Raw genomic sequence first — 23,381 nt, forward strand, 5'->3', positions numbered from 1 at the left:
ATCCTTACTTGATCGGCTCAGCGGCGGAGGAGGCGAGGGCGGGCGTGCCGCGCCGGCCGAGCTTGCGCTCGCCGACGCCGAGCTGGATCAGGCTGATGCCGAGCGCCATCACCACGATCAGCACCGAGGAATAGGCGATGGCGAGGCCGAACTCGCCGGCCTCGACGCGGCCGACGATATAGGCGGTGGCGAGGTTGTACTCGGCCGAGACCAGGAAGATCACGGCACTGACCGTCGTCATGCTGCGCACGAAGCTGTAGATCAGCGCGGCGACGAGGGCCGGGCGCAGCAGCGGCAGCACCACCCGCCAGAGCGTGGTGAAGCTGCGGGCCGAGAGTGTCGCCGAGGCCTCGTCCAGGCTCTTGTCGATCTGCGACAGGCCGGCGATGCCGGAGCGCACGCCGACCGGCATGTTGCGGAAGACGAAGGCGATGATCAGGATCAGCCCGGTGCCGGTGATCTCGACCGGCGGCACGTTGAAGGCGAGGATATAGGCGACGCCGAGCACGGTGCCGGGAATGGCGAAGCTCAACATGGTCGCAAATTCCAGTGGGCCACGGCCGGCGAAGCGATGGCGCGTCAGGAGATAGGCGGTGAGCAGGCCGATGATCGCGGTCAGCGGCGCCGAGATCGCCGCAAGCTTCAGCGTGGTGAAGAAGGACGGCCAGGCCGAGCCATCGAAATAGAGCCCGCGGCTGAAATCGATTGAGAAGCCGGTGATGTAGTGCTGCAGCGTCGGGGTGTAGTCGCGCCCCATCGTCTTGACGAAGCCGCCCATCAGGATGACGACGTAGATCACCGCGGTCAGCGCCACCCATGGGATGATCACCAGTGCCGAGATCCAGGTGATCCGGCGCGGCAGCGGCGTCGGTAGGCCGGAATCGCCCTTGCCGGTGACGGTGGTGTAGGATTTCCCGCCAAGCCAGCGCTGCTGCGCCCAGAAGGCGGCGAGGGTGAAACCGAGCAGGACGATGGCGAGGACTGCCGCCTGGCCCTGGTTATGCGCGGCGCCGACCACGGCGAAGAAGATCTTGGTCGAGAGCACCTCGAAATTGCCGCCGAGCACCAGCGGATTGCCGAAATCGGCCATGCTCTCGACGAAGCCGAGCAGGAAGGCGTTGGCGAGGCCCGGCCGCAGCAGGGGCCAGGTCACGGTGCGGAAGGTGGTCCAGCGCTTGGCGCCGAGCGTCTGCGAGGCTTCCTCCAGGCTCGGCGCGATGCCCTGCACGACGCCGATCAGCACGAGGAAGGCGATCGGCGCGAAGGCGAGGACCTGGGCGAGCAGCACGCCGGGCAAGCCATAGATCCAGCGCGAGCGCGGAATGCCGAACCAGTCGAACAGGAATGTCGAGAACAGGCCGGAGCGGCCGAAGAGCAGGATCAGCGCCAGGCCGATGACGAAGGGCGGCGTGATGATTGGCAGCACGGTGAGCAGGCGCATCGCCCGCTTGCCGGGCATGCCGGTGCGCAGGATCAGCAGCGCGCAGGCGAGGCCGAGCAAGGTGGTGATCAGGCCGGTCAGCACCGCCAGGACCAGCGTGTTCCAGGCGACGCCGCAATTGGTGTTGGCGCTGAGGCAGCCCAGCCCCCAGATCGTCGGGCTGAAGAGGCGCTCGACGAACTCGCCGAGGACGAGGGCGCCGCTGGAATCGACCAGAGCGCTGCGCAGGATCACCGCGACCGGCAGGAAGATGAAGATGACGATCAGCATGATGACGATGCCGATCGAGGAGGTCGTGAAGAGATCGCCACGGCACAGCCCGCGATAGGCGAGGCCGTGGCAGAGCAGCAGGAGCAGCGAAACGAGGGTTACGAGCGCGCCGAAACCCATGCCGGCTTGCGATGCGCCGGCACCGCCGAGCAGGGCAGCCAGCGCCGGCATGCCCTGGTCCTTGAGCGTGATGGCGAAGCCCTGGGCGAAGAAAACGACGAGGCCGGCAAAGCCGATCCAGGCCAGGAGCTTGCCGGTTCCGGCATTCTCCTGGCGGAAGGCGAGCAGGCTGGCGAGGAGGAGGGCGATGCCGACCGGCAGGAGCCAGGGCGCCGCCCCCGAGAGCACGAGCGCCAGCGCCGTGCCGGACTTGCCGAACGGATAGCCGGAAAGGCTCATCCCCTCGGGCAGATACCAGGGGATGAGCGCATAGCCGAGCCAGCCGGCCAGCAGCGCAAGCCTCGTCGCGGGACGCATCGTCTCTCGCCTCTCGTCTCAGATGTCAGCGATCAGCGTGCGGTCACTTCGGCAGCGCCTTGATCTCCTTGTCCCACTTGGTCAGCAGGCGAGTGCGCTCGGCCGAGGAGCCGTATTTGACGAAGTCGTACTTGATCAGCTTCATCTCCGACATCTTCGGCGCCTGGGCCGGAACCGGCGCGTTCTTGTTCGACGGCACCTGATAGGACTTGGCCGGCGCAGCGAGCGCCTGTGCCGCCGGGGTCAGGGCCCAGTCGTAGAACTTCTTGGCGTTGTCGAGATTGCGCGCGCCCTTGACGATCGACATCGAGCCGATCTCGTAGCCGGTGCCCTCGCAGGGAGCGACGGCCTTGATCGGGTCGCCCTGCACGGCGAAGACGACGGCGTCATGGATGAAGACGATGCCGACGGCGGTCTCGCCGAGGCTCGCCGCCTTGGCCGGGGCGGCGCCCGACTTGGTGTACTGGCTGATGTTCTTGTGCAGGGCCCTGAGATAGTCGAAGCCCTTGTCCTCGCCCATCAGCTGCACCACCGTGGCGAGCAGGTTGTAGGCGGTGCCCGAGGAGTTGGGGTCGGCGACCTGGACGTCGTCCTTCAGCTTGGGGTCGAGCAGGTCGGCCCAGCATTTGGGCTCATTCAGGCCCTTGGCCTTGATCTGCTGGGTGTTGTAGCCGAAGCCGAGCGCGCCGGCATAGATGCCGACCGAGCGCTTCTTGGCGGCTTCCCATTGCGCCAGCGCCCATTCGTGCAGGTCCTTGTTGGCGGGCGACTCGTATTCCTGGGTCAGGCCTTCCTCGGCCGCCTGCAGGTGCGGATCGCCGGTGCCGCCCCACCAGATGTCGCCGCGCGGATTGGACGATTCCGCCTTGAGCTGGGCATAGATCTCGCCCGCCGACTTGCGGGTCATCGCGACCTTGATGCCGGTCTCCTTCTCGAAGGCGCCGCTCATGGCGCGGCACCATTCTTCCTGCACGCCGCAATACATGACGAGCGAGCCCTGGGCCTGAGCCGGCGCGGCGGCGAAGGCCGCGCTCGCGGCAGCGGCAAAGAGCCCGGCGCGAAGCCAGTGATGTTTCTGCATGGTCTTCCTCCCGATATCTGGTCTTGTCTGTTCTTGTTGGGTCGATAGTGACCGGCGATCCGAAAAGATCAACGGCTATTGCGCCGGCTTATGATTCCGGTGATGCGTTCCAGCTCAGCGGTCAGCTCCGGCGTGCAGCACAGGACGGGGTTACCGACCTTGATCGCATCGCCCGCGAAGAAGTCGTTGATGTCGGCGCCGGCTTCGGCGGCGATCACCAGCCCGGCGGCGACGTCCCAGGCGTTGATGTGCAATTCGGCATAGGCCTCGGTGCGGCCGATCGCGACATGGCAAAGGCCGAGCGCGCCGGAACCGGAGCGCTTAACCGAGGCGCCGGCAGCAAAGCCGCGCCCGACCGTGGCGAGATATTCATCAGTGGGGACGCGCGTCGACCAGCCGAATTCGAGATAGGCGCGGCGGATATCGGCCGTGCCGGAGACCTTGATCGGCGCGCCGTTCATGGTCGCTCCGCGGCCGCGGCGGCCGAGATAGACCTCGCCGAGCGCCGGGGCCGAGATGATGCCGATCTCAGGTACGTCGTCGAGCAGGAGGCCGATCGAGACGCACCAGTTGCGGTCGCCCCGGGCGAAGTTCGAGGTGCCGTCGATCGGATCGATGATCCAGACCGCGTCGGCCGGCTCGCCGCCGCCTTCCTCGCCGATCACGGCATCGTTCGGGAACAGCGCGGCGAGGCGCTCGCGCAGGAAGCTCTCGACCGCGCCGTCGGCAACGGTGAGCCAGTCCTGCGCGCCCTTCATGCTGACGCCGAGGCTGTCCTTGCGGCCGAAATAGTCGAGTGCCAGCCGGTTGGCCTCGTCGACGAGGCCTAGAACGGCGTATTGGCGCAGATCGAGTTCGGCAGGCGTCATCACAGCGCCTCGAGCGAAACGGCGACCGGCTTGCCGGTACGGCGGGATTCGGTCGCGGCGTCGGCGAGGATCTGCGCCTTCAAGCCGTCGAGGCCGGAGGGCGAGGGCGCGCGCTTGTCGCGGCAGGCGCTGACGAAGGCGTCGAGCTCGGCGCGATAGGCGGCGGCGTAGCGCTCCAGGAAGAAGTTCTGCACGGGGTCGGCGCGGAAGCCGGCGCCGGTCGCGATCTCCACCGTGGTCTCGTGGATGTTGCCGGCGCGCAGCATGCCCTTGGAGCCGTGCACCTCGATGCGCTGGTCGTAGCCATAGGTGGCGCGGCGCGAATTCGAGATCTGGGCGATGCGTCCGCTCGCGGTCCGCATCAGCACGGCGGCGGTGTCGACGTCGCCGGCCTGGCCGATTGCCGGATCGACCAGGGCCGAACCAAGCGCGAAGACCTCGACCGGCTCCTCGGCGAGGAGGAAGCGCGCCATGTCGAAATCATGGATCATCATGTCCCGGAAGAGCCCGCCCGAGCGCTTGACATAGTCGACCGGCGGCGGGCCGGGATCGCGCGAGATCACGCTGACGATCTCGATGTCGCCGGCTTCGCCCGCGCGCAGGCGCCCTTCCAAGGCGGCGAAGTTTGGATCGAAGCGGCGGTTGAAGCCGATCATCAATGGCTTGCCGGACTTGGCTACGACCTCGAGGCAGCGGCGGATGCGGCCGGCGTCGAGATCGACCGGCTTCTCGCAGAACACGGCCTTGCCGGCGGAGACGGCGGCCTCGATCAGGTCGGCATGAGTGTCAGTCGGCGTGCAGATCACTACGGCGTCGATGCCGCCATCGGTGAGGATCGCCTCGGTGGTGGCAACTTTGGCGCCCGAGGCCTGGGCGAGCGAGGCCGCAGCCTCGGCCGAGGCATCGGAGAGCGCGACCAGCTGCGCATCGGCACGCGCCGCGACATTGAGCCCGTGAATGCGCCCGATGCGGCCGGCGCCCAGCAATCCAAATCTCATCACGTCCATGGTCCTGCGGTTCGAGAGCGTTCCGGCGCGTCAGTCGTGCGCGCCGAGAATGGTCTGGTCGAAGTCGACATTGGCGCCGGTCATCAGCCCCGATTCGGATGACGCCAGATAGGCGACGCCCTTGGCGACCTCGCGCGGATCGATCAGGCGGCCGAACGGCCGGCCGGCCTCGGCCTTCTCCAACCAGCCATCCTGCGCATCATGGCGCAGACGCATGATCGCGTCCTCGCCGGGCGTCGCCATCCAGCCGATATTGAGGCCGTTGACGCGGATGCGGTCGGCAAGAAGCCCATAGGCCGCGTTCTTGGTCAGCGTCGCCAGTGCGCCCTTCGAGACGCTGTAGGCGGCGAGGAAGGGCTGGCCGCCATGGGCCGACATCGACTGGATGTTGACGATCGAACCCTGGATGCCGTTCTTGCGCATCAGCGTCGCGGCGTCTTGGATCAGGAAGAAGGGCGCGGTCAGGTTGACCGCCATGATCCGGGCATAGAGCTCAGGCGAAGTGTCGAAAATCGTGCCGCGATCGGTGTCGCCGGCGGCGTTGACGAGGATGTCGAGCCGGCCGAAAGCTTGCTCGGCGGCCGGGACGATTCCGCGGACGGCGTCGAGGTCGGCGAGGTCTGCGGCGTGGAAGAGGGCGTTGCAGCCGGAGCTCTTCAGGCTGTTGGCGACCGCTTCGCCCCGCTCGCGGTTACGGCCGGTGAGGACCAGGCCGGCGGCGCCGCGGGCGGCGAATTCCCGGGCGATCGCCTCGCCCAGGCCCTGGCTGCCACCGGTGACGATGGCGACCTTGCCGTCGAGCGCGCGGCTGAAGTTAGTCGGCTCAGGCAACGCGGTTTCTCCCTGGGAGTGCCATTGTCACAATGGCACATTATTTTTATTGCGCTTGACTAATGGAACAAACATTCCATTCTCTGGCGGCGCAAGTCAAGGCCGCGAGAGCCCCTGTTCCCGATGACATCGCCAGTGCAGCAGGAAACGCCAAAGGACGATTTCGACGGCTTCGTCGCCCTGCTGCGTGAGCGCGGGCCGAGCCTGCCGAAACGGCTGCGGCAGGTCGCCGATTATGCGCTCGCCAATCCCGACGACATGGCGCTCAGCACCGCGGCGCAGGTGGCGCAGCAAGCCGGCGTACAGGCCTCGACATTGGTGCGCTTCGCCCAGGCGCTCGACTATTCCGGCTTCAGCGAATTGCAGCAGCTCTTCCGCTCGCGGCTGCGCCAGCAATTCCCCGATTATCGTGAGCGGCTGGCGGCGTTGCGCGATGAAGGCGCAGCCGGGCCGAACATGGCGCAGGTGCTGCTCGACGGCTTCGTCGAGGCCAGCCGCAGCTCGCTGACGCGGCTGCAATCGACCGTCCGCTATCGCGATGTCGATCGGGCGACCGACCTGCTCGCCGGGGCGGAGACGATCATCCTCATCGGCGCGCGCCGGATGTTCACGGTCGTGTCCTATCTCGCCTACGCCTTCGGCAAGCTCGGCATCCGTGCGGTACTGGTCGACAACGTCGCCGCGCTCGGCCCGGAGCAGGCGGCGATCGCCCGTGAAGGCGATGTCGTCGTTGCCGTCAGCTGCGCGCCCTATACGCCGGCGACGGTGGCGATGGCGGCAGACGCTCACGCCAAAGGCATTCCGGTGATCGCGATCACCGACAGCGCGCTCAGCCCGCTCGCCCAGCACTGCTCGCTCTGGCTCGAGGTCGAGGAGGCCGATTACGGCGCCTTCCGCTCGATGTCGGCCACCTTCGCACTCGCCATGACGCTCGCCGTCGGCACTGCCGAGAAAGCCCGCCCCGATGCCTGAACCCTTGCTCGACCTGATCTCGATCGGCCGCTCCTCGGTCGACCTCTACGGCCAGCAGATCGGCGGCCGGCTGGAGGACATGGGCAGCTTCTCCAAGGCGGTCGGCGGTTGCCCGACCAATATCGCGATCGGTACTGCCCGGCTCGGCCTGAAATCGGCGGTGATCACCCGCGTCGGCGACGAGCAGATGGGCCGCTTCATCCTGGAGCAGTTGCAGCGCGAGGGCGTCGAGACCAGGGGCGTCGTCGTCGATCCCAAGCGCCTGACCTCACTCGTGATCCTCGGCGTGCGCGACGAGAAGACCTTCCCGCTGATCTTCTATCGCACGGACTGCGCTGACGCCGCCCTCGACGAGAGCGAGATCGACGAGGCCTTCATCGCCTCGGCCAAGGCAGTCGTGGTCACCGGCACGCATTTCGCCATTCCGAACGCTGCCAAGGCGCAGCGCAAGGCGATCGCGCTCGCCCGCAAGCATGGCCGCAAGGTGGTGTTCGACGTCGACTACCGGCCCAATCTCTGGGGGCTGGCGGGGCATGGCGCTGGCGAGGAGCGCTATATCCGCTCGGACAGCGTCACCCTGCATCTCCAGGCGATCCTGCCGGATTGCGACCTGATCGTCGGTACCGAGGAGGAGCTGCATGCCGCCGGTGGCTCGGAGGACACGCTCGCCGCGATCGGCAACATCCGCGCGCTGAGCAAGGCGACGATCGTCTGCAAGCGCGGGCCGATGGGCTGTGTGGTTTTCCCAGGCACCATTCCGGATTCAATTGAGGATGGGATCAAGGGGCCGGGCTTCCCAGTCGAGGTCTACAATGTGCTGGGGGCGGGCGACGCCTTCATGTCCGGCTTCCTGCGCGGCTATCTCAGCGACGAGCCGATCGAGACCTGCTGCACCTGGGCCAATGCCTGCGGTGCCTTCGCCGTCTCGCGCCTGCTCTGCTCGCCGGAGAGCCCGACCTTCGCCGAGCTGCAGTTCTTCCTGAAGCATGGCTCGCCGCATCGGGCGCTGCGCCATGACGTGGCGATCAACCATGTCCATTGGGCGACGACGCGCCGGCCGCAGGCGCCGACGCTGATGGCTCTCGCCATCGACCATCGCTCGCAGGTCGAGGCGATGGCGGATGAGGCTGGCGTGCCGCGCGAGCGCATCGCCGCCTTCAAGCGGCTTGCCGTCGACGCGGCGGCGCGGATCGCGGAGGGTGCCGAGGGTTTCGGCATGCTACTCGACGGGCGCCATGGCCGCGAGGCATTGTTCCGCGCCGGCGATCACGGTTTCTGGGTGGCGCGGCCATTGGAGGTGCCGGGCTCGCGGCCGCTCAGGCTCGAAACCGATGCGGATGGTTCGCTCGGGGCGGTGCTGAACGAATGGCCCGTCGACCATGTCGCCAAGGTGCTGGCCTTCTACCATCCCGACGACGATGCGGCGCTGAAGGCCGAGCAGGAGGCGACGCTGAAGCGGGTGGCGCTCGCCTGCCGGCAGGTCGGCCGCGAGCTCCTTGTCGAGATCATCTGCTCGAAGAACGGTCCGGTCGGCGACGACACGATGGCCTCGGTGATGCGCCGGCTCTATGCGATCGGCATCAAGCCGGACTGGTGGAAGCTGGAGGGGCAGCCGAGCGCTGCCGCCTGGGCGGCGGTCGATGCCGCGATCGCGCAGAACGATCCCTATTGCCGCGGTGTTGTGCTGCTTGGGCTCGATGCACCGCTGCCGGAGCTGGAGGCGGCGTTCCGGTTGGCGCAGACTGCCAGGACGGTGAAGGGTTTCGCAGTCGGGCGCACGATCTTCGGCGAAGCGGCGCGCGGCTGGCTCGCCGGCAAGCTCGACGATGAAGCCGCGACCGCGATGATGGCCGAGCGCTTCGGCCGGCTGGTCGACGCCTGGCAAGGCCGCTGAGGAGATTTGCGATGAGCACTGTACGGCTCACCATGGCGCAGGCACTGGTGGCAGCGATGGCGACGCAGAAGACGGTCGTCGGCGGCCGGACGCTGCCGCTCTTCGCGGGCGTCTGGGCGATCTTCGGCCATGGCAATGTCGCCGGCTTAGGCGAAGCGCTGCATGGCGCCCGCGACATCCTGCCGACGTTGCGGGCCCATAACGAGCAGGCGATGGCGCACTCGGCGATCGCTTTTGCCAAGGCCTCGCGCCGGCGCCGGATGATGGCAGTGACGAGCTCGATCGGGCCCGGCGCGACCAATATGGTGACGGCCGCCGCTGTCGCGCATGTCAACCGCCTGCCATTGCTGCTGCTGCCAGGCGACGTCTTCGCTGGGCGCCGGCCCGATCCGGTGCTGCAGCAGATCGAGGATTTCGGCGACGGCACCGTCTCGGCCAATGACTGCTTCAAGCCGGTGTCGCGCTATTTCGACCGGATCACCCGGCCGGAGCAATTGATCCCCGCCTTCGAGCGGGCGATGCAGGTGCTGACCGATCCGTCGGAATGCGGACCGGTGACTTTGGCGCTATGCCAGGACGTGCAGACGGAAGCCTATGATTATCCCGAAAGCTTCTTCGTCGAGCGGATCCGGCAGCAGCGCCGGACGCGTCCGGACGAGCAGGAGCTGGCGCAGGCGATAGAGCTGCTGAAGGGCGCGAAGCGGCCATTGGTCGTCGCCGGCGGCGGCACGCTCTACAGCGAAGCCGAAAGCGAGCTTGCCCGCTTCTGCCTGGCGCACGGAATCCCGAGCGCCGAGACGCAAGCCGGCAAGAGCGCCCTGCCGCATGACCGCCCGCTCAATCTCGGCGCGATCGGCGTCACGGGCACCGGCGCTGCCAACGACGCCGCGAAGCATGCCGATGTCGTGCTCGCGGTGGGCACGCGCCTGCAGGATTTCACCACCGGCTCGCGCGCGCTCTTCGCTGATCCGGAGTGCCGGATCATCGGTCTGAACACGCAGGCCTTCGACGCCGGCAAGCATGGCGGGCAGCCGCTGGTGGCCGATGCCAAGGCAGGCCTCGCCGAGCTGGAGGTCGCGCTGGCGGGCTGGAAAGCGCCGGCCGGCTGGACGGCTCAGGTGCAGGCCTCGCGCGATGCCTGGCTCACCACCGCCGCGCGCTACACTGCGACGAGCAATCAGGCGCTACCGAGCGATGCGCAGGTGATCGGCGCGGTGCAGCGCCAGAGCCGGGCGAGCGATGTCGTGCTCTGCGCCGCTGGCGGCCTGCCGGGCGAATTGCACAAGCTCTGGCAGGCCGGCGCGCCCGGCGGCTACCACATGGAATACGGCTATTCCTGCATGGGCTACGAGATCGCCGGCGGCCTCGGTGCGAAGCTCGCTGATCCGGCGCGCGAGGTCTTCGTCATGGTCGGTGACGGCTCCTATCTGATGATGAACTCGGAGATCGCGACCTCGGTGATGCTCGGCATCAAGCTCACCATCGTCGTGCTCGACAACAGAGGCTTCGGCTGCATCAACCGCCTGCAGAATGCGACCGGCGGCGCCTCCTTCAACAACCTGCTGCGCGACACCCGTCACGAGACGCTGCCGGAGATCGATTTCGCCGCGCATGCCGGCTCGATGGGCGCGATTTCTCGAAAGGTCGCGAGCCTGGCGGAGCTGGAAACCGCCCTTGCCGAAGCGCGCGCCCATGATCGCACCAGCGTCATCGTCATCGACACCGACCCGCTGATCTCGACCGATGCCGGCGGGCATTGGTGGGAGGTGGCTGTACCGGAGGTTTCGGTGCGCGACGAGGTCAAGGCGGCGCGCAAGCGCTATGACGGCGCGCTCGCCGCGCGCGACAACTGATCATAAGAGGACGACATGCCTATCCGTATCGGCGCCAACCCCATCGGCTGGTCGAATGACGATCTCCAGGAGATCGGCGGCGCGACGCCGCTTGAGACCTGCCTGGCCGAGGCCCGCGAAGCCGGCTTCGTCGGCATGGAGCTCGGCCACAAATTCCCGCGCGAGCCGAAAGCGCTAAAGGCGGCGCTCGACCCCTTCGGCATGGCCTGCATCTCCGGCTGGTATTCGGCCGAATTGCTGACGCGCGATGCCGAGGAGGAGATGAAGCATCTGCGTGCTCATCTCGACCTGCTCAAGGCGATGGGCTCGACCGTGCTGGTCTTCGCCGAGACCTCGAACGCGATCCATGGCGATCGCAGCAAGCCCTTGTCGCAGCGGCCGGTGATGGCGGCGGATGATTGGGCGCAGTTTGGCCGGAGGATCACCGAGGTCGCCGAGCGCACGCTCGCCGAGGGTGTCCGGCTGGTCTACCACCACCATATGGGCACGATCGTCGAGAGCGAGGCCGATATCGACGCCTTCATGGCGGTGACGGGCGAGGCAGTGCATCTCCTGCTCGACACCGGCCACGCGACCTGGGGCGGCGCCGATCCGGTCAAGCTCGCCGAGCGCTATCGCGGCCGCATCAGCCACTTCCATGCCAAGGATGTCCGCATGAGCGTGATGGAGCAGGCGAGGGCGGAGGACTGGAGCTTCCTCGATTCCATTCTCGGCAAGGGAAGCGAACTCGGCGTCTACACCGTGCCGGGCGACGGCATGGTCGACTACCCCGCCGTGTTCAAGGCGCTGCCGGGCTATTCCGGCTGGGTCGTGGTCGAGGCCGAGCAGGATCCCGAGAAGGCGCACCCGCTGACTTACGCCAAGAAGGGCGTCGCCCATCTCAAGCGGAGCCTGAAGGAGGCCGGGCTCGTCTGAGCCCGGGCACGATCATGTCGAAGCTGCTGGTCAAGCCGCAGGCGCCTGATGCCGAGGGGCGCATCCACGAGGTCACGCCGGAGACGGCCGGCTGGGAGCATGTCGGCTTCGCCGTCCACAAGCTCACGGCGGGGCAGAGCCTGTCGCGCCAGACCGGTGACAGGGAGCATTGCCTCGTCCTGCTCTCCGGCAAGGTCTCAGCTAGCGCGGATGGTAAGGATTTCGGCGTGATCGGCGGGCGGTCATCGCCCTTCGAGCCCGATCCCTGGTCGCTTTATGTACCGGCCGGCTCGAACTGGAGCGTGACGGCGCAAGGGCCGTGCGAGCTCGCGATCTGCTCGGCGCCGGGCAAGGCCGGCGCGCGGCCGGCGCGCGTGATCGGTCCGGCCGATGTCGGCGCCCTGACGCGCGGGGAGGGCAGTAATACCCGCCATGTCCGCAACATCCTGCCGGAGACCGAAGCCGCCGACGGGCTCCTCGTCGTCGAGGTGATCACGCCTTCGGGCTGCTGGTCGAGCTATCCGCCGCACAAGCATGACCAGGATAATCTGCCGGCGGAGTCGCTGCTGGAGGAGACCTATTACCATCGCCTCAACCCGCCGCAGGGTTTCGGCTTCCAGCGCGTCTATACCGACGACCGCTCGCTCGACGAGACCATGGCGTTCTCGGATGGCGATGTCGTGCTGGTGCCGAGGGGCTATCATCCGGTCGGCGCGCCGCATGGCTACGAGCTCTATTATCTCAATGTCATGGCGGGACCGAAGCGGATCTGGAAGTTCCACAACGATCCCGCGCATGAGTGGATGCTGAAGGCGTGAGCGAAGCGATCGGGATCGAATTCATTGGCGACGAGGATCTCGCCTATCTCCGCAGCCGCACGGCCTTCGTGGCCGGTGCGGGCATGGCCCTCGACGACGGCTATCGCCTGGCGCATCTGCCATTGATCGATCCTGCCCATCCCAAGGCGATCGCGCGCAAGGACGGCACGCATTACGAAAATGGCCGGCACCCGCCGATCTACTCGCTGGTGGTGCCGACGCTGGGCTTGCAGGAAGCTCCGGCCTATCGGGAGCTCGAACAGGAGCTGCGCGAAGCTCGGTTCGCGAGCAAGATCGCCTGGGACATCGTCACCAGGCGGCAGGCCAAGCTGCATGCGACGGTGTGCGGCTCGCTGTCGGTCGGCGCGCCGCCAGTGATCGATCCGGCTGCGCGCGAGGCGCTGTCGCGCATCGGGCCGATCGTCATGGAGCTGCGCGGCCTGTTCTCGGGCAATGTCAATCGCGGCCGGCTCTATCTGCGGCTCTATCCGGAGCGCCGCGACGGGCAGAACACCCTCCACCTCATGCAGCGGGCGCTTGGGCGGCCGACCAGCGATCTCTATGTCGTGGGGGTCTGGAACCTGAAGGACGATCTCGACGTTGCCGAGGCGGCGGCGCTCGCTAGCCTCATCGAGCGCTGGTGGGACAGGCCGATCCGGCGCTTCACCGCCGACAAGCTCTGGCTGATGGGCGCCAGCGACGATCTCGTCCTCGACTCGCAGATCGTCGAGACGCTGAGCCTGACATAGGCCGAGCAGCCGGTCGCGGATCGTTCCGGCTTGCCTTGCCGGCCCGACGGGTCTACGTCGCGCTCACCGCTTTCAGTTGCCGCTCTGCGGCCTCGCGATCCCTTCGGCCCGCCATCAGCGCCGCGGCCGGACGGATCGCCCAACCGACAGGATCGAACCATGGCCCGCAAGAAATCCAAGCCGCTCGACGCTTCCTTCGTGCTGTTCGACGTTTTCTACGAGGACGGCTCGCGCAGCTCCAACCGCCGCGTGCCGAGCGAACTGCTCGGCGGGATCGACGGCGACGATCCCGCCCTGGAGGCAATCCAGGAGCAGGATCGCATCATCGCCGAGAAGTCGGGCAGGCGCCCGCTCGCGATCAAGAGCCTGGTGCGCGCCGGCGAGGCCGAGAAGCAGGCGGCCCGCCAGGCGGAGAAGGCCTCCCGGCGGGGCTGACGCCTACTGCTCGATTACCGTTTGGCGCGGCGGCGAGCTGCGGGCTGCGACTGGTTGCTGCTGCCGCTGCTCAGCAGCGAGCCGATGACGTAGAGCGCGAGGCCGACGCCGACCACGGCGGCAAGCGGCTCGCGCTCGCCGCGCTTCATCAGCATCTGGCCGCCCTCGCGGGCGTAGTCGCGGCCCATGTCGAGATAGTCCTGGCCGCGCGCGGCATAGTCCCGGCTGCGATCGAGCTGCTCGCGGCCGCTGCCGACGAGATCACGTCCGGCACGGAGTGCCTGATCGCTGTAGTCGCGCAGCATGCGTGACCAGCCCGACGTATCGGGTTGCCAACTCGACCGGCGCGGCGTCATCGCCCAGGCGATCAGGCCGACGCTGAGCGCGCCGACCGCAAAGGCCGCGAGCGGATGGCGGTTGACGGTCTCGACCGCGGCCTCGCCGGTCTCCTGGGCATAGCGGCCGGCATCGCGCAGCGTGTCGCGCGGATCGATCTCGGCCAGTTTCTCCCTGGCCCGGCCGTAGCCGTCCTTGACGGTCTCGGCCGTGCGGTTGGCGAGATCCGCGGCCCGTGCAGCGACGCTGCCCGTCGCGCGGTCGATCTCATCCTCGTTGGAGGGCACGTCCGGCGGCAGGCGCTTGTCATTGTCCATCGTTCGACTCCATGGGCTCGAATGGCTTCATGGTCGAAACGAGGGAGCGGCGGCAGGGTTCCGCCGCCGGCCCGGATTAGCGCGTAGCGCGACGCGTGGTGCGAACGACCGCGGGAGCGCTGACCGCGCCGGCGGCCCCACCGACCACGGCCCCGACCGGTCCGGCTACGACCGCTCCCGTTCCGGCGCCGACCGCAGCGCCGCTGACGCGCTGCTCCAGCGTCGTGCAGGCAGTGAGGCCGAGAGCGAGGATGGCGAGGGTAGCTGCGAACTTCATCGGGATGTCCTTGCGTTGTTGCGGTGATGGAACGAGGAACTAGCCCAGAAGTTGCCGCAGGGCGATGGCAGAGATTTCCATCGTTGGTTAAGCTCGCTGCGGCGAGCTCGATTCATCGCTAGAGCAGGATGCGAAAAAGTGGGAACCGGTTTTTCGCTGGAATCCTGCTCTAAGTTTCTAGAATCGATCACGTTTTATGATTTTGGACCGCTTCGATCCAAAATCATCGTGATCTAGGGAGACTGCACATGAAGACGCTTCTGTTCTCCACCGCCCTCGCTTTGATGACTGCGGGACTTGCCGCGGCGCCGGCATCTGCGCTGACCATGAAGGAATGCAGCGTCAAGTATCAGGACGCCAAGAAGGCGAACACGCTGAAGGGCCAGAAGTGGAACGATTTCCGCAAGGCCAACTGCGCCGATGACGACGCTTCGGAGAACGATGCCGCCGCCGCGGTGACGGATACTCCGGCCCCGGCGGCGACGCCGGCCGCGACCACGGCAGGCAAGCCGGCCGCGGCGACCCCGGCAAAGCCCGCCGGCAAGGCCAAGGCTGCGGTGTTCCCGAAGGCCGTCTCGACGAAATACTCGGATGAGACCGCCGGCCGCGCCCGCCTCAAGACCTGCGCCGATCAGTACAACGCCAACAAGGCGGCCAACGCCAATGGCGAGCTGAAGTGGATCGAGAAGGGCGGCGGCTACTGGAGCCAGTGCAACGCCAAGCTCAAGGGCTGAGTGGAGAATAGCGTGGCGCGCCTGGTTTCCGGGCGCGCCTGCAAGATCATCTCGATTTTATGAGCGCCAGGTCGCCTAGGCCTTGGCGACGCTGCCATAGACCATCCGGCCCTTGTGGAAGGTGGCGCTGCGCGCCGGAACGCGCGCGACCGCCTCGGCCGAGCAACTGGCGCCGACCAGCGTGAAGCCGGCGTCGTCGCCCGCCTTTGGCCAGGCGCGCTTGCCCTCGTCGTCGAGCGGCAGGACGCCGCCGGTGGCGATGGCGAGCGAGCGCGACAGGCGGAACTCGTCGGAGTTCCGGTAGACCTGCGCGTAGAAATAGGACCGCTCCAGCATGTCGCCGCTGCCGAACGGCGACCAGTGGTCGATGACACTGTCGGTGCCGGTCATCACGAAGACGCCTTTGTCCTGCAATTGCGGCAGCGGCATCGTCAGGGCGCCGAGCGGCACGGTCGAGGCGATCGTCATCTTCTGGGCCGAGAGGCGCGCGATCGTCTCGGCCTGCTGGCCGGGCGCCATGGTCGCCAGGGCAAAGCCGTGGCTGATCGTGACCTTGCCGCGCAAGGCCGGGTTCTTCTCGACCGTGTCGATCATGTAGGTGATCGCGGCAGCGCCGGACGGGCCGGTCTCGTGCAGATGGATGTCGACGCCCTTGCCGGTGTCGAGCGCGATCTGGAACATCGCGTCGAGCGACTTCTCCATGGCGCCGTCGACATTGGTCGGGTCGAGCCCGCCGACATGCTGCACGCCCATCTTCATGGCCTCGCGCATCAGCCCGTCGACCTGGGAATGCAGCAGGCCGTGCTGTGGGAAGGCGACGATCTCGCAGGAGAAGTCGTCGCGATGCTTTTCGAGCGCGAGCAGCAGGTGCTCGAGGCTCTTCAGGCCGCTGACCGGGTCGATGTTGCAATGGCTGCGGGCGGTGGTGGTGCCCTTCGACTGCAACAGGGCGATCAGGCCTTCGGCGCGCTCCTGCGAGGTCGGCAGCAGCTTGGGGATCAGCTTCTCCTCGAGGGCGATCATGTCCATGATCGTCTTGCCCTGGCGCGGGCGTGGCGCCTGCCAGGGGCCGCCATAGAAGGTCTTGTCGAGGTGGATGTGCATGTCGCGCATCGCCGGGAGCGCGAGCTGGCCGTCGGCATCGTAGCGCGGCAACCCAGCGGAGAGGGCGGCGCCGGCCGGATGCAGGGCAGCGACCTTCCCGTCCTTGATCTCAAGGGTGTAGAGGCTGGTGCGGGTGCCGACCACGATGTCGCCGTCATAGTCGAAGCCGTCTTCGAGCCGGACATCGCCGAGATAGTAATGGCGATCGCTGAGCGCGGTGACGTCGGCCTTGTCGCTGCTCTTCTCGGCCTTGCTCGGCGCCGCCTCTGCGCTGCCACCGGCAAGGCCGATGACCGCGGCGGTGGTGGTGAGCTGGCCCGTCTGCATGAGAAAGCCCCTGCGGCTCTGGTGCTGCACGCTGCCCATGTCGTTTCCCCGGACTGGATGTTGGTGCCCTTCCATCTACGGGAGAGCCGCCCGCGGTGGCAGCGATGTTTGCCCATGATGATCATTCGATTCGGCAATGATCAATGTGTTCAAGTCGATAGCCGGCGGGGAGCCGCGAAAAAATCCTATGGCTCCAGCCCGCAGAAGGCCGCGAGCTTCCCGGCCAGGACGGTCGCCGCGGCCGGAGCATTGTCGCGATAATACAGCGCCAGCTCGAAACCGGTGACCTCGGGCAGCCCCTCGGCCGCTCCGAGCACGCGATGACCCTGCTGCCGGCAGCTTGCAGGCAACAGGGTAAGGCCGAGACCGGCGGCGGAGGCCGCGGTGAGGGCAGCCAGGCTCGTGCTGGCATAGCTGACGCGCCAGCGTATGCCGAGCTCGTCCAGCGCTCCGCAGAGCTCCTCGCGATAAAGCCCGTTGAGCGGGAAGACCGCCAGCGGCACCGGCGCGCGCTCGATCGCGGGATGGGCCAGGCTGTCCAGCCAGAGCAGGGGCTCGGGCCGCGCGGCGCGCGGCGGCTGGCGGCGGCGCTGCTTGACCAGGATCAGGTCGAGCTCCTCGCGCTCATAGGCGCTGGAGAGATCGGCGCTGAGGCCGCTGGTGACGTCGAGGCGCAGATGCGGTTCCGCCAGGCTGAACTGCGCCAGCAGGCCGGCGGTCGGCACGGTGAAATCCTCGGGCATGCCGAGCCGGAGCACGCCGTCGCGCCAGAAGCCGGTCAGCGCGTCATGCGCCTCTTCGTGTAAGGCCAGGATGCGCCTTGCGTAGCTCAGCAGCCGGCCGCCTTCCTCGGTGAGCTGCACCTGATGCGGATTGCGCTCGAACAGCGGCCTGCCCAGCATCTCCTCGAGCCGCCTGACCTGCTGGCTGACGGTGGATTGCGAGAGCGAGACCCGCTCGGCGGCGCGGGTGAAGCTCATGCTCTCGCAGACCGCGACGAAGCTCTGCAGCAGCTGCGGGTTGAACATGGGGTAGCGGGTCATCGTCGCGCGGCCGGGCGGTTCGAGGCGGGGCGCTCGATACTAGGCGGTGCCGATCCGCCGCAACTCCGGCGCCACGGCCGCAGGCGCCATGTAAGCAGACCGGCCGCAACGAGGGTGCTCGAAACCGTGGGTTCGTCGCTCAACGACAAACGGCGCTCTGTCCGCGCATGGAGCAGGTCGACGTGAGGCGCTCGTCGGCAGGTGGTGGGTAGGTCCCTGCGGCACCCGCAGGCACATAGGTCGATCCATCGCTCTGCATCGGATCGACACCCGAGGGGCCCGACATGCCAACGGCGGTACAGCCAGCGAGCATCATGCAACAGGCGACCAAAAACAGCTTCTTCATCGGGCACTCCTCACCAACATGATCCTGCCCGTGTGCTGCAGCGAAGTCACGGTGCGACACGACCGAACGAAGAACGAGCCCGACCACGCCGCGGATGCGTTTCCTAAACGCTCTTGGGCGTGCCAGGCGAAGTCGGCCAGCCCTTCAGGCCGATGGCCGATTTGAATGTCGCCCTTGCGCTAGCGATGAGCGCATCGAAAGAACAGATAATTTGAGCTTTTCGATTCACCCGCCCGATTCCACGGCGCTGGTACGCGAGCCTCCTTGCTAGGAGACCCGCTGTGCTCAAAGACCGGTTCGCTCAAGCTCGAAAGGTATTTTCTTCGTCGCTCTTGGCCAAGGCCTTCGCAACGTCATTCGTTTCAGTGCACGTTCCAATTATCTTTCTTTTGGCTTATGTGGCTGCTGGTGCAGAATTAAGCTCGAAGTTGGTCCTGTCGATCACGCTTGCTGCAACGATATTGGGAACGGCAATCGCATTTCTCACGATGCATAAGCTGTTGTCGCCGCTCTCGGTCTTGACCAATTCTCTCCGCGAGTATCGGACCAGCGGTGTCCCACCCAAGTTCGGCGCCGAGCGGATGGATGATATCGGGCGGCTTGCGACCGAGTTCCAGGACCTGGTCGGCACGCTGGAACAGAAGATTTCGCAACTGAAACGGCAAGCCTACTCGGATCCGTTGACGGCGCTTGGTAACCGCCGATGGCTCGCGGAAGCCGCCAGCACGGAGATCGCCCGTGCCAGGCGAGCTCGGGTGCCGCTCTCGGTCATTGCATTCGACCTGGATCACTTCAAACGGGTGAATGACGATTTCGGGCACGACGTTGGCGATATCGTGCTGATCGCCGTCGCGGAAACGGCCAAGCGTATCCTGCGCCCTTATGATCTCGTCGCTCGCATCGGAGGCGAGGAATTCTGTGCGCTCTTGCCGGAAACCGATATTCGGCAGGCCGTGCAGATCGCGGATCGACTGCGTCTCGCGATTGCCGCCCTGAAGATTGACGAGCTTCAAGGTCGCCAGGTCACAACCAGCATCGGCGTCCACGAAGCCAAACTCCTGAAGGAGAGCTTCAGGGACATGCTGCGCCTCGCGGACGGGCAGCTCTATGAGGCGAAAGCAGCGGGCCGCAATAGGGTCGCCATGGCGCCTGCTGAGACGGGTGCGTTCTCGACCGAGATCGATATGCGCCCCAGCGCGGTCTGACCGGACAGCCGGTCCGTAAGGAGAGGCTCACGACGCAAAGCGAGCCTTTTCAGAAGGGGGCGTGAGCAACCGGATCGTCAAGACATGTCACAGATTGGCGTCACGGTCCGGCAGGAACGCCCAGCGAAGGACCACCGCGTAAGCGACGAGGTTGACGATCGTCCGTGACAATTTCCGAAGGGCAGGCATGTCGGCTCCAGAGCAACTGGCCAGAGCCAGCATTCGGAGCGTTCAACCGGATTATTCATCGTCGGTTCCGATCGGCGCGCAGTTGCCAAATGTCGCAGCTGCGTCGCCGTTCCACTCTGGAGCCGCAGCTTTAGAGGCAGTCATCATTCCGCCGGGACAATCGTCTCCAGATCGTCGGCCAGCACACAGAACCGTGCCGTCAGCGAGGCGGCAATCTTCACGAGATTCAACTGCCCGTCGATCAGGACCGATTCAAGGTCGCGACCGCCGAAGGCGCTGTCGCCTTCGCGCGCGGGCAGCTGCTTCTCGATCTCGCGATAGATCGCTTCAGCCAAACGTTCGAAATCGCACGACATGTGCGGACAGATCCTTCAATTTCCGGTCTGTCCTGAAGATGGGATCGCATCTCTCGAAAAAAAGCCCACGGAATGACGGGGCTCTGGCGGGTGCGAGGATCGGTCCCAAGGCACCAAGGCGCATGAGCGCCGTGCGGCTGGCAAGACCATCGACTTCGGGAGAAAAGGCCTGGTGGAGCTGAGGGGATTCGAACCCCTGACCTCTGCAGTGCGATTGCAGCGCTCTCCCATCTGAGCTACAGCCCCCAGGGCGCTGGCCTTCTAGGCCCTGCGTTACGCTCCTGTCAATCGCTTGCGACAGGAGTTTTGTGGGTGTCTCTGACGGAGCGCCCTGGCTTCTCGGAGATGCTGCTCGATGCGTGCCGTTCTCGACGTCGTGATGCTGGCGCTGAACCTCTATGTCTGGCTGCTGATCGCCTCGGCGGTGCTGAGCTGGCTGATCGCCTTCAACGTCGTCAACACCCGCAACCAGTTCGTCTCGACGGTCTGGGATTTCCTCTACCGCATCACCGAGCCGGCGCTGCGGCCGATCCGGAACATGCTGCCCAATCTCGGCGGCATCGACATCTCGCCGATCATCCTGCTGCTGGTGATCTTCTTCATCCAGAGCGTGATCCAGCGCTATATCTACCCCAACGTCTTCTAGAGCAGGGCGCGAAAAAGTGGGAACCGGTTTTTCGCAGAAACCCTGCTCTAAACTCTTAGAATCGATCACGATGATTTTGGATCGACCCGATCCAAAATCATCGTGATCTAGTGGAATGACCGCCTGGTCCGTCACGCCGGACGGGCTTGCGATCGCCATCCGCCTGACGCCGCGCGGCGGCCGCGACAGCCTGGACGGCGTCGAGATGCTGGCCGACGGGCGCCAAGTGCTGAAGGCGAGGGTCCGCGCCGCGCCGAGCGAAGGAGAGGCCAATGCCGCGCTGATCGCGCTGCTGGCCAAAGAGTTGTCGCTCTCCCGCTCCCAAGTTTCGCTGACGGCCGGCGCGAGCGCGCGGCTGAAGCGCATCCTGATTCTCGGCGACGCAGAAGAGCTGGCGGCGCGATTGCAGAAACAGTTTTGCGCGATTTGATGCTGCATCGCAGCAGAATCAGCTGGACGGGCTCTTGACGAGGACCATCGGCTTCTGGCCCAACTGCGGCATGGACCAGCAAGCTCCCGAGCCGTTCCCGCAGCGCCTGACGGAAGGCTATCGTACCTTCCTCGACGATCGTTTTGTCCGCGAGCAGAGCCGCTACGAGAAGCTCGCCGAAAGCGGCCAGACGCCGAAGATCATGCTGATCGGCTGCTGCGATTCGCGGGTCTCGCCCGAGGTGATCTTCGATGCGAGCCCGGGCGAGATGTTCGTGATCCGCAACATCGCCAACCTGATCCCGCCCTTCTCGCCGGACGACCAGCTGCACGGAACCTCGGCCGCGCTCGAATACGGTGTCCAGGCGCTCAAGGTCGAGCATATCGTCGTGCTCGGCCATGGCCGCTGTGGCGGCATCAAGGCCTTCGCCGACGATACGCAGGGGCCTCTTTCGTCCGGCGACTTCATCGGCCGCTGGATCACGCTGGTCGAGCCCGCGGCCAGGCGCTCGGGCGGCCGCGGCCGGAACGAGACCCTGGACGATTATGTCGAGCGCCTCGCTCTGCTCTCGGTGCAGCAGTCGCTCGCGAACCTGCGTACCTTCCCCTGCATCAACATCCTCGAGAGCAAGGGCAGGCTGCACCTGCACGGCGCCTATTTCGCCGTCGCGAGCGGCATGCTGATGCTGCTCGATCCGCAGACCGGGCAGTTCGTCCCGGCGGTCGGCGAGATGCCGAAAAAAGTTCAGATGATCCGCTGCTCGGAGGCGGAGCCCGGACAGGACGGTTGACGTCTGCTCCGGAACGGGTGAGTTTTAGTCAATCCGCCGCTTGAAACGGCGGTCGCTGGGGAAAAATTTTGCAATCCGGCCTGATTTCGCCGGACAAGCATTTTTGCTGCGCCGCACCGATGACGAACCCAGAAGCTTGCGCTAGATTGCGCGCTCCCGGTCACTATCGTTGAAGCTGCATGTTCGATCGTCGTAAGCCCGCCGCCCCGGCGCCCTTCGTCACCCACGAGAATATCGAAGCCAAGGTCAAGTGGTTCGATCCGGAGAAAGGCTTCGGCTTTGCCTCTCCGGCGGACGGCTCCGGCGACGTTTTTCTCCACATCTCGGCCATCGGCCCGCAGGATCCGCAGGACCTGCAGCCCGGTGCCACCATCATCTGCGATCTCGGCGAAGGCCGGCGCGGCCTCCAGGTCGTCTCCGTCCACGAGATCGATGCTTCGACCGCAGCCCCTGCGGCGCCGCGTGGCGCCGGCGGTCCGGGTGGCGGTGGTGGCCGTCCGTTCTCGCCGCGCCCGCCGCGCGATGATTTCGGCGGCGGTTATGGCGGTGGCGGCGGCTATGACCGCGGCGATCGCGGTGGCTTCGACCGCGGCGGTGATCGCGGCGGCTTCGATCGTGGCGCCAGCGCCCCGATGGAAGGGCCGTTCGACGGCGCGGTGAAGTTCTTCAATACCGATCGCGGCTTTGGCTTCATCGCCCCCGACAAGGGCGGGCCGGACGTGTTCCTGCACGTCTCGTCGCTGAGCCGCAGCGGCCTGCAGCCGCCGATGGACGGGCAGCGCGTGCGCTTCTCGATCCGCGCCGGCAAGAAGGGCCCCGAGGCCGCGAATATCAGCTTCCTCTGAGAAGCTGATCGCGCGCCAACTGGCCGGTCGGGCTGAGCAAGCCTGACCGGACGCTGGTTTTGACGGAATCGTTGAGGCGGCGGGCCGAAAGGCTCCGCCGCCTCAAACGCGTTCGAGGGCTCGGTGGGGCAGGGCCGGCAAGGTCACGTCGATGGGATCGCCGGGCCGGACCTCGCCGCCCTCCAGCACGATTCCCATGATCCCCGCCTTGCGGATCAGCTTTCCGTCCGCATCGCGGCCGAGCACCGCCTTGAGCAGGCCGGGCTGAAAGGCCTCGATCTGGACGCAAGGGTTGCGCAGGCCGGTGATCTCGACGAGCGCCTCAGGGCCGAGCCGCAGGCGCGCCCCGGCGGGTAAGGCGAGCAGGTCGATCCCGCGCGTGGTGACGTTTTCGCCCATGTCGCCTGGCTGCAGCGAGAAACCGCCGGCGGCGAGTTCCTCAAACAGCTCGGCATGGATCAGGTGGATCTGGCGCAAGTTTGGCTGCGTCGGATCGACCGCGACGCGTGAGCGGTGCTTCACCGTCTCGCCGCAATGGGCGTCGCCTTCGACGCCGAGACCGGCGAGCAGGCGAATCGCCGACAAGATGGGCTTGCTGAAGCGGTGGCCATCATCCCGTGCGACTGCGACGATCTCAGCCATTCGTTCGGTCCTTCATGCCGGTGGCCGCTCTCTGGCACGAGGCGCAGCGTTTGGGGAGGCGCTTAGATCATCGCGCATCCGGATGGATGCGGTCACGATGATCTATCGCATTGTCATCGCATCGGATTCTTCCGAAAAATGGATTCCACTTTTCAGTCCGATGCTATGCGCAACAAAAAACC

General features: G+C 66.4%; 25 protein-coding genes and 1 tRNA gene. 13 read left to right on the top strand and 13 right to left on the bottom strand.

The window, feature by feature from the left end:
* Positions 1–4 precede the first annotated feature (4 nt).
* The 5 genes from AC3WLC_RS05670 to AC3WLC_RS05690 all read right to left on the bottom strand — a co-directional run bounded on the left by AC3WLC_RS05670 (position 5) and on the right by AC3WLC_RS05690 (position 5,976).
* Positions 5–2,188, bottom strand: coding sequence for an ABC transporter permease (locus AC3WLC_RS05670; RefSeq protein WP_493682951.1), 2,184 nt, complete (start codon positions 2,186–2,188; stop codon positions 5–7).
* A gap of 43 nt (positions 2,189–2,231) precedes the next feature.
* Complete coding sequence (locus AC3WLC_RS05675) at positions 2,232–3,269, bottom strand: ABC transporter substrate-binding protein (protein ID WP_493682952.1); 1,038 nt, start codon at positions 3,267–3,269, stop codon at positions 2,232–2,234.
* Between the two features lie 68 nt (positions 3,270–3,337).
* Positions 3,338–4,138: an inositol monophosphatase family protein gene (locus AC3WLC_RS05680; RefSeq protein ID WP_493682953.1), complete on the bottom strand. Its 801-nt coding sequence runs from the start codon at positions 4,136–4,138 to the stop codon at positions 3,338–3,340.
* Positions 4,138–5,139, bottom strand: coding sequence for an inositol 2-dehydrogenase (gene iolG / locus AC3WLC_RS05685; RefSeq protein ID WP_493682954.1), 1,002 nt, complete (start codon positions 5,137–5,139; stop codon positions 4,138–4,140). The genes AC3WLC_RS05680 and iolG overlap by 1 nt, the downstream gene beginning before the upstream one ends.
* A 36-nt stretch (positions 5,140–5,175) precedes the next feature.
* The gene (locus tag AC3WLC_RS05690) at positions 5,176–5,976 is read right to left on the bottom strand and encodes an SDR family oxidoreductase (protein WP_493682955.1); all 801 of its coding nucleotides are present in this window, start codon (positions 5,974–5,976) and stop codon (positions 5,176–5,178) included.
* 123 nt (positions 5,977–6,099) lie between these two features.
* On the opposite strand from AC3WLC_RS05690, the gene AC3WLC_RS05695 reads away from it, so the two are divergent.
* The 7 genes from AC3WLC_RS05695 (at position 6,100) to AC3WLC_RS05725 (ending at position 13,612) form a co-directional block, all read left to right on the top strand.
* Positions 6,100–6,948 (top strand): MurR/RpiR family transcriptional regulator, encoded by an 849-nt coding sequence (locus AC3WLC_RS05695; RefSeq protein ID WP_493682956.1) that lies wholly within the window; start codon positions 6,100–6,102, stop codon positions 6,946–6,948.
* Positions 6,941–8,842 carry a bifunctional 5-dehydro-2-deoxygluconokinase/5-dehydro-2-deoxyphosphogluconate aldolase gene (locus tag AC3WLC_RS05700; RefSeq protein WP_493682957.1) on the top strand — a complete coding sequence of 634 codons (1,902 nt, stop codon included), beginning with the start codon at positions 6,941–6,943 and terminating at the stop codon, positions 8,840–8,842. The genes AC3WLC_RS05695 and AC3WLC_RS05700 overlap by 8 nt, the downstream gene beginning before the upstream one ends.
* A gap of 11 nt (positions 8,843–8,853) precedes the next feature.
* A complete protein-coding gene (iolD, locus tag AC3WLC_RS05705) occupies positions 8,854–10,695 on the top strand; it encodes a 3D-(3,5/4)-trihydroxycyclohexane-1,2-dione acylhydrolase (decyclizing) (protein WP_493682958.1) in 1,842 nt (613 codons plus the stop codon).
* Between the two features lie 15 nt (positions 10,696–10,710).
* The gene (gene iolE, locus AC3WLC_RS05710; RefSeq protein WP_493682959.1) at positions 10,711–11,610 is read left to right on the top strand and encodes a myo-inosose-2 dehydratase; all 900 of its coding nucleotides are present in this window, start codon (positions 10,711–10,713) and stop codon (positions 11,608–11,610) included.
* Positions 11,611–11,624: 14 nt separating this feature from the next.
* Positions 11,625–12,428, top strand: a complete 804-nt coding sequence (gene iolB, locus AC3WLC_RS05715) for a 5-deoxy-glucuronate isomerase (protein ID WP_493682960.1) — start codon at positions 11,625–11,627, stop codon at positions 12,426–12,428.
* On the top strand, positions 12,425–13,177 hold the full coding sequence (locus AC3WLC_RS05720; protein ID WP_493682961.1) for a hypothetical protein: 753 nt from the start codon (positions 12,425–12,427) through the stop codon (positions 13,175–13,177). The genes iolB and AC3WLC_RS05720 overlap by 4 nt, the downstream gene beginning before the upstream one ends.
* Positions 13,178–13,336: 159 nt before the next feature.
* Positions 13,337–13,612 carry a hypothetical protein gene (locus AC3WLC_RS05725; RefSeq protein WP_493682962.1) on the top strand — a complete coding sequence of 92 codons (276 nt, stop codon included), beginning with the start codon at positions 13,337–13,339 and terminating at the stop codon, positions 13,610–13,612.
* Between the two features lie 14 nt (positions 13,613–13,626).
* On the opposite strand, the gene AC3WLC_RS05730 is transcribed toward AC3WLC_RS05725, so the two are convergent.
* Both AC3WLC_RS05730 and AC3WLC_RS05735 read right to left on the bottom strand, forming a co-directional pair.
* Positions 13,627–14,265 (bottom strand): hypothetical protein, encoded by a 639-nt coding sequence (locus tag AC3WLC_RS05730; protein WP_493682963.1) that lies wholly within the window; start codon positions 14,263–14,265, stop codon positions 13,627–13,629.
* A 76-nt stretch (positions 14,266–14,341) separates the two neighbouring features.
* On the bottom strand, positions 14,342–14,542 hold the full coding sequence (locus AC3WLC_RS05735) for a hypothetical protein (RefSeq protein WP_493682964.1): 201 nt from the start codon (positions 14,540–14,542) through the stop codon (positions 14,342–14,344).
* A gap of 248 nt (positions 14,543–14,790) precedes the next feature.
* Between AC3WLC_RS05735 and AC3WLC_RS05740 the strand changes: the two genes are divergently transcribed.
* Positions 14,791–15,276, top strand: coding sequence for a hypothetical protein (locus AC3WLC_RS05740; RefSeq protein ID WP_493682965.1), 486 nt, complete (start codon positions 14,791–14,793; stop codon positions 15,274–15,276).
* Between the two features lie 75 nt (positions 15,277–15,351).
* Here AC3WLC_RS05740 and AC3WLC_RS05745 read toward each other — a convergent pair whose 3' ends face one another.
* The 3 genes from AC3WLC_RS05745 to AC3WLC_RS05755 all read right to left on the bottom strand — a co-directional run bounded on the left by AC3WLC_RS05745 (position 15,352) and on the right by AC3WLC_RS05755 (position 18,096).
* Positions 15,352–16,707, bottom strand: coding sequence for an amidohydrolase family protein (locus AC3WLC_RS05745; RefSeq protein ID WP_493682967.1), 1,356 nt, complete (start codon positions 16,705–16,707; stop codon positions 15,352–15,354).
* A 185-nt stretch (positions 16,708–16,892) separates the two neighbouring features.
* Positions 16,893–17,750: a LysR family transcriptional regulator gene (locus tag AC3WLC_RS05750; RefSeq protein WP_493682968.1), complete on the bottom strand. Its 858-nt coding sequence runs from the start codon at positions 17,748–17,750 to the stop codon at positions 16,893–16,895.
* Positions 17,751–17,889: 139 nt separating this feature from the next.
* Positions 17,890–18,096: a hypothetical protein gene (locus AC3WLC_RS05755; protein ID WP_493682969.1), complete on the bottom strand. Its 207-nt coding sequence runs from the start codon at positions 18,094–18,096 to the stop codon at positions 17,890–17,892.
* 281 nt (positions 18,097–18,377) lie between these two features.
* On the opposite strand from AC3WLC_RS05755, the gene AC3WLC_RS05760 reads away from it, so the two are divergent.
* Positions 18,378–19,301 carry a GGDEF domain-containing protein gene (locus AC3WLC_RS05760; RefSeq protein WP_493682970.1) on the top strand — a complete coding sequence of 308 codons (924 nt, stop codon included), beginning with the start codon at positions 18,378–18,380 and terminating at the stop codon, positions 19,299–19,301.
* A gap of 332 nt (positions 19,302–19,633) precedes the next feature.
* Here AC3WLC_RS05760 and AC3WLC_RS05765 read toward each other — a convergent pair whose 3' ends face one another.
* Positions 19,634–19,846 (bottom strand): hypothetical protein, encoded by a 213-nt coding sequence (locus AC3WLC_RS05765; protein ID WP_493682971.1) that lies wholly within the window; start codon positions 19,844–19,846, stop codon positions 19,634–19,636.
* Positions 19,847–20,016: 170 nt separating this feature from the next.
* A tRNA-Ala gene (locus AC3WLC_RS05770) sits at positions 20,017–20,092 on the bottom strand.
* A 109-nt stretch (positions 20,093–20,201) separates the two neighbouring features.
* Between AC3WLC_RS05770 and AC3WLC_RS05775 the strand changes: the two genes are divergently transcribed.
* From AC3WLC_RS05775 to AC3WLC_RS05790, 4 genes are all read left to right on the top strand, one after another.
* Positions 20,202–20,492, top strand: a complete 291-nt coding sequence (locus AC3WLC_RS05775; protein WP_493682972.1) for a YggT family protein — start codon at positions 20,202–20,204, stop codon at positions 20,490–20,492.
* 115 nt (positions 20,493–20,607) lie between these two features.
* Complete coding sequence (locus tag AC3WLC_RS05780; RefSeq protein ID WP_493682973.1) at positions 20,608–20,922, top strand: DUF167 family protein; 315 nt, start codon at positions 20,608–20,610, stop codon at positions 20,920–20,922.
* 70 nt (positions 20,923–20,992) lie between these two features.
* The gene (locus tag AC3WLC_RS05785) at positions 20,993–21,712 is read left to right on the top strand and encodes a carbonic anhydrase (RefSeq protein ID WP_493683132.1); all 720 of its coding nucleotides are present in this window, start codon (positions 20,993–20,995) and stop codon (positions 21,710–21,712) included.
* Positions 21,713–21,891: 179 nt separating this feature from the next.
* Positions 21,892–22,557 (top strand): cold-shock protein, encoded by a 666-nt coding sequence (locus tag AC3WLC_RS05790; protein ID WP_493682974.1) that lies wholly within the window; start codon positions 21,892–21,894, stop codon positions 22,555–22,557.
* Positions 22,558–22,659: 102 nt separating this feature from the next.
* Here AC3WLC_RS05790 and AC3WLC_RS05795 read toward each other — a convergent pair whose 3' ends face one another.
* Positions 22,660–23,199, bottom strand: coding sequence for an MOSC domain-containing protein (locus tag AC3WLC_RS05795; RefSeq protein WP_493682975.1), 540 nt, complete (start codon positions 23,197–23,199; stop codon positions 22,660–22,662).
* Positions 23,200–23,381 lie beyond the last annotated feature (182 nt).

It is taken from the genome of Allobosea sp. GW821-FHT03A12, from assembly GCF_058986765.1.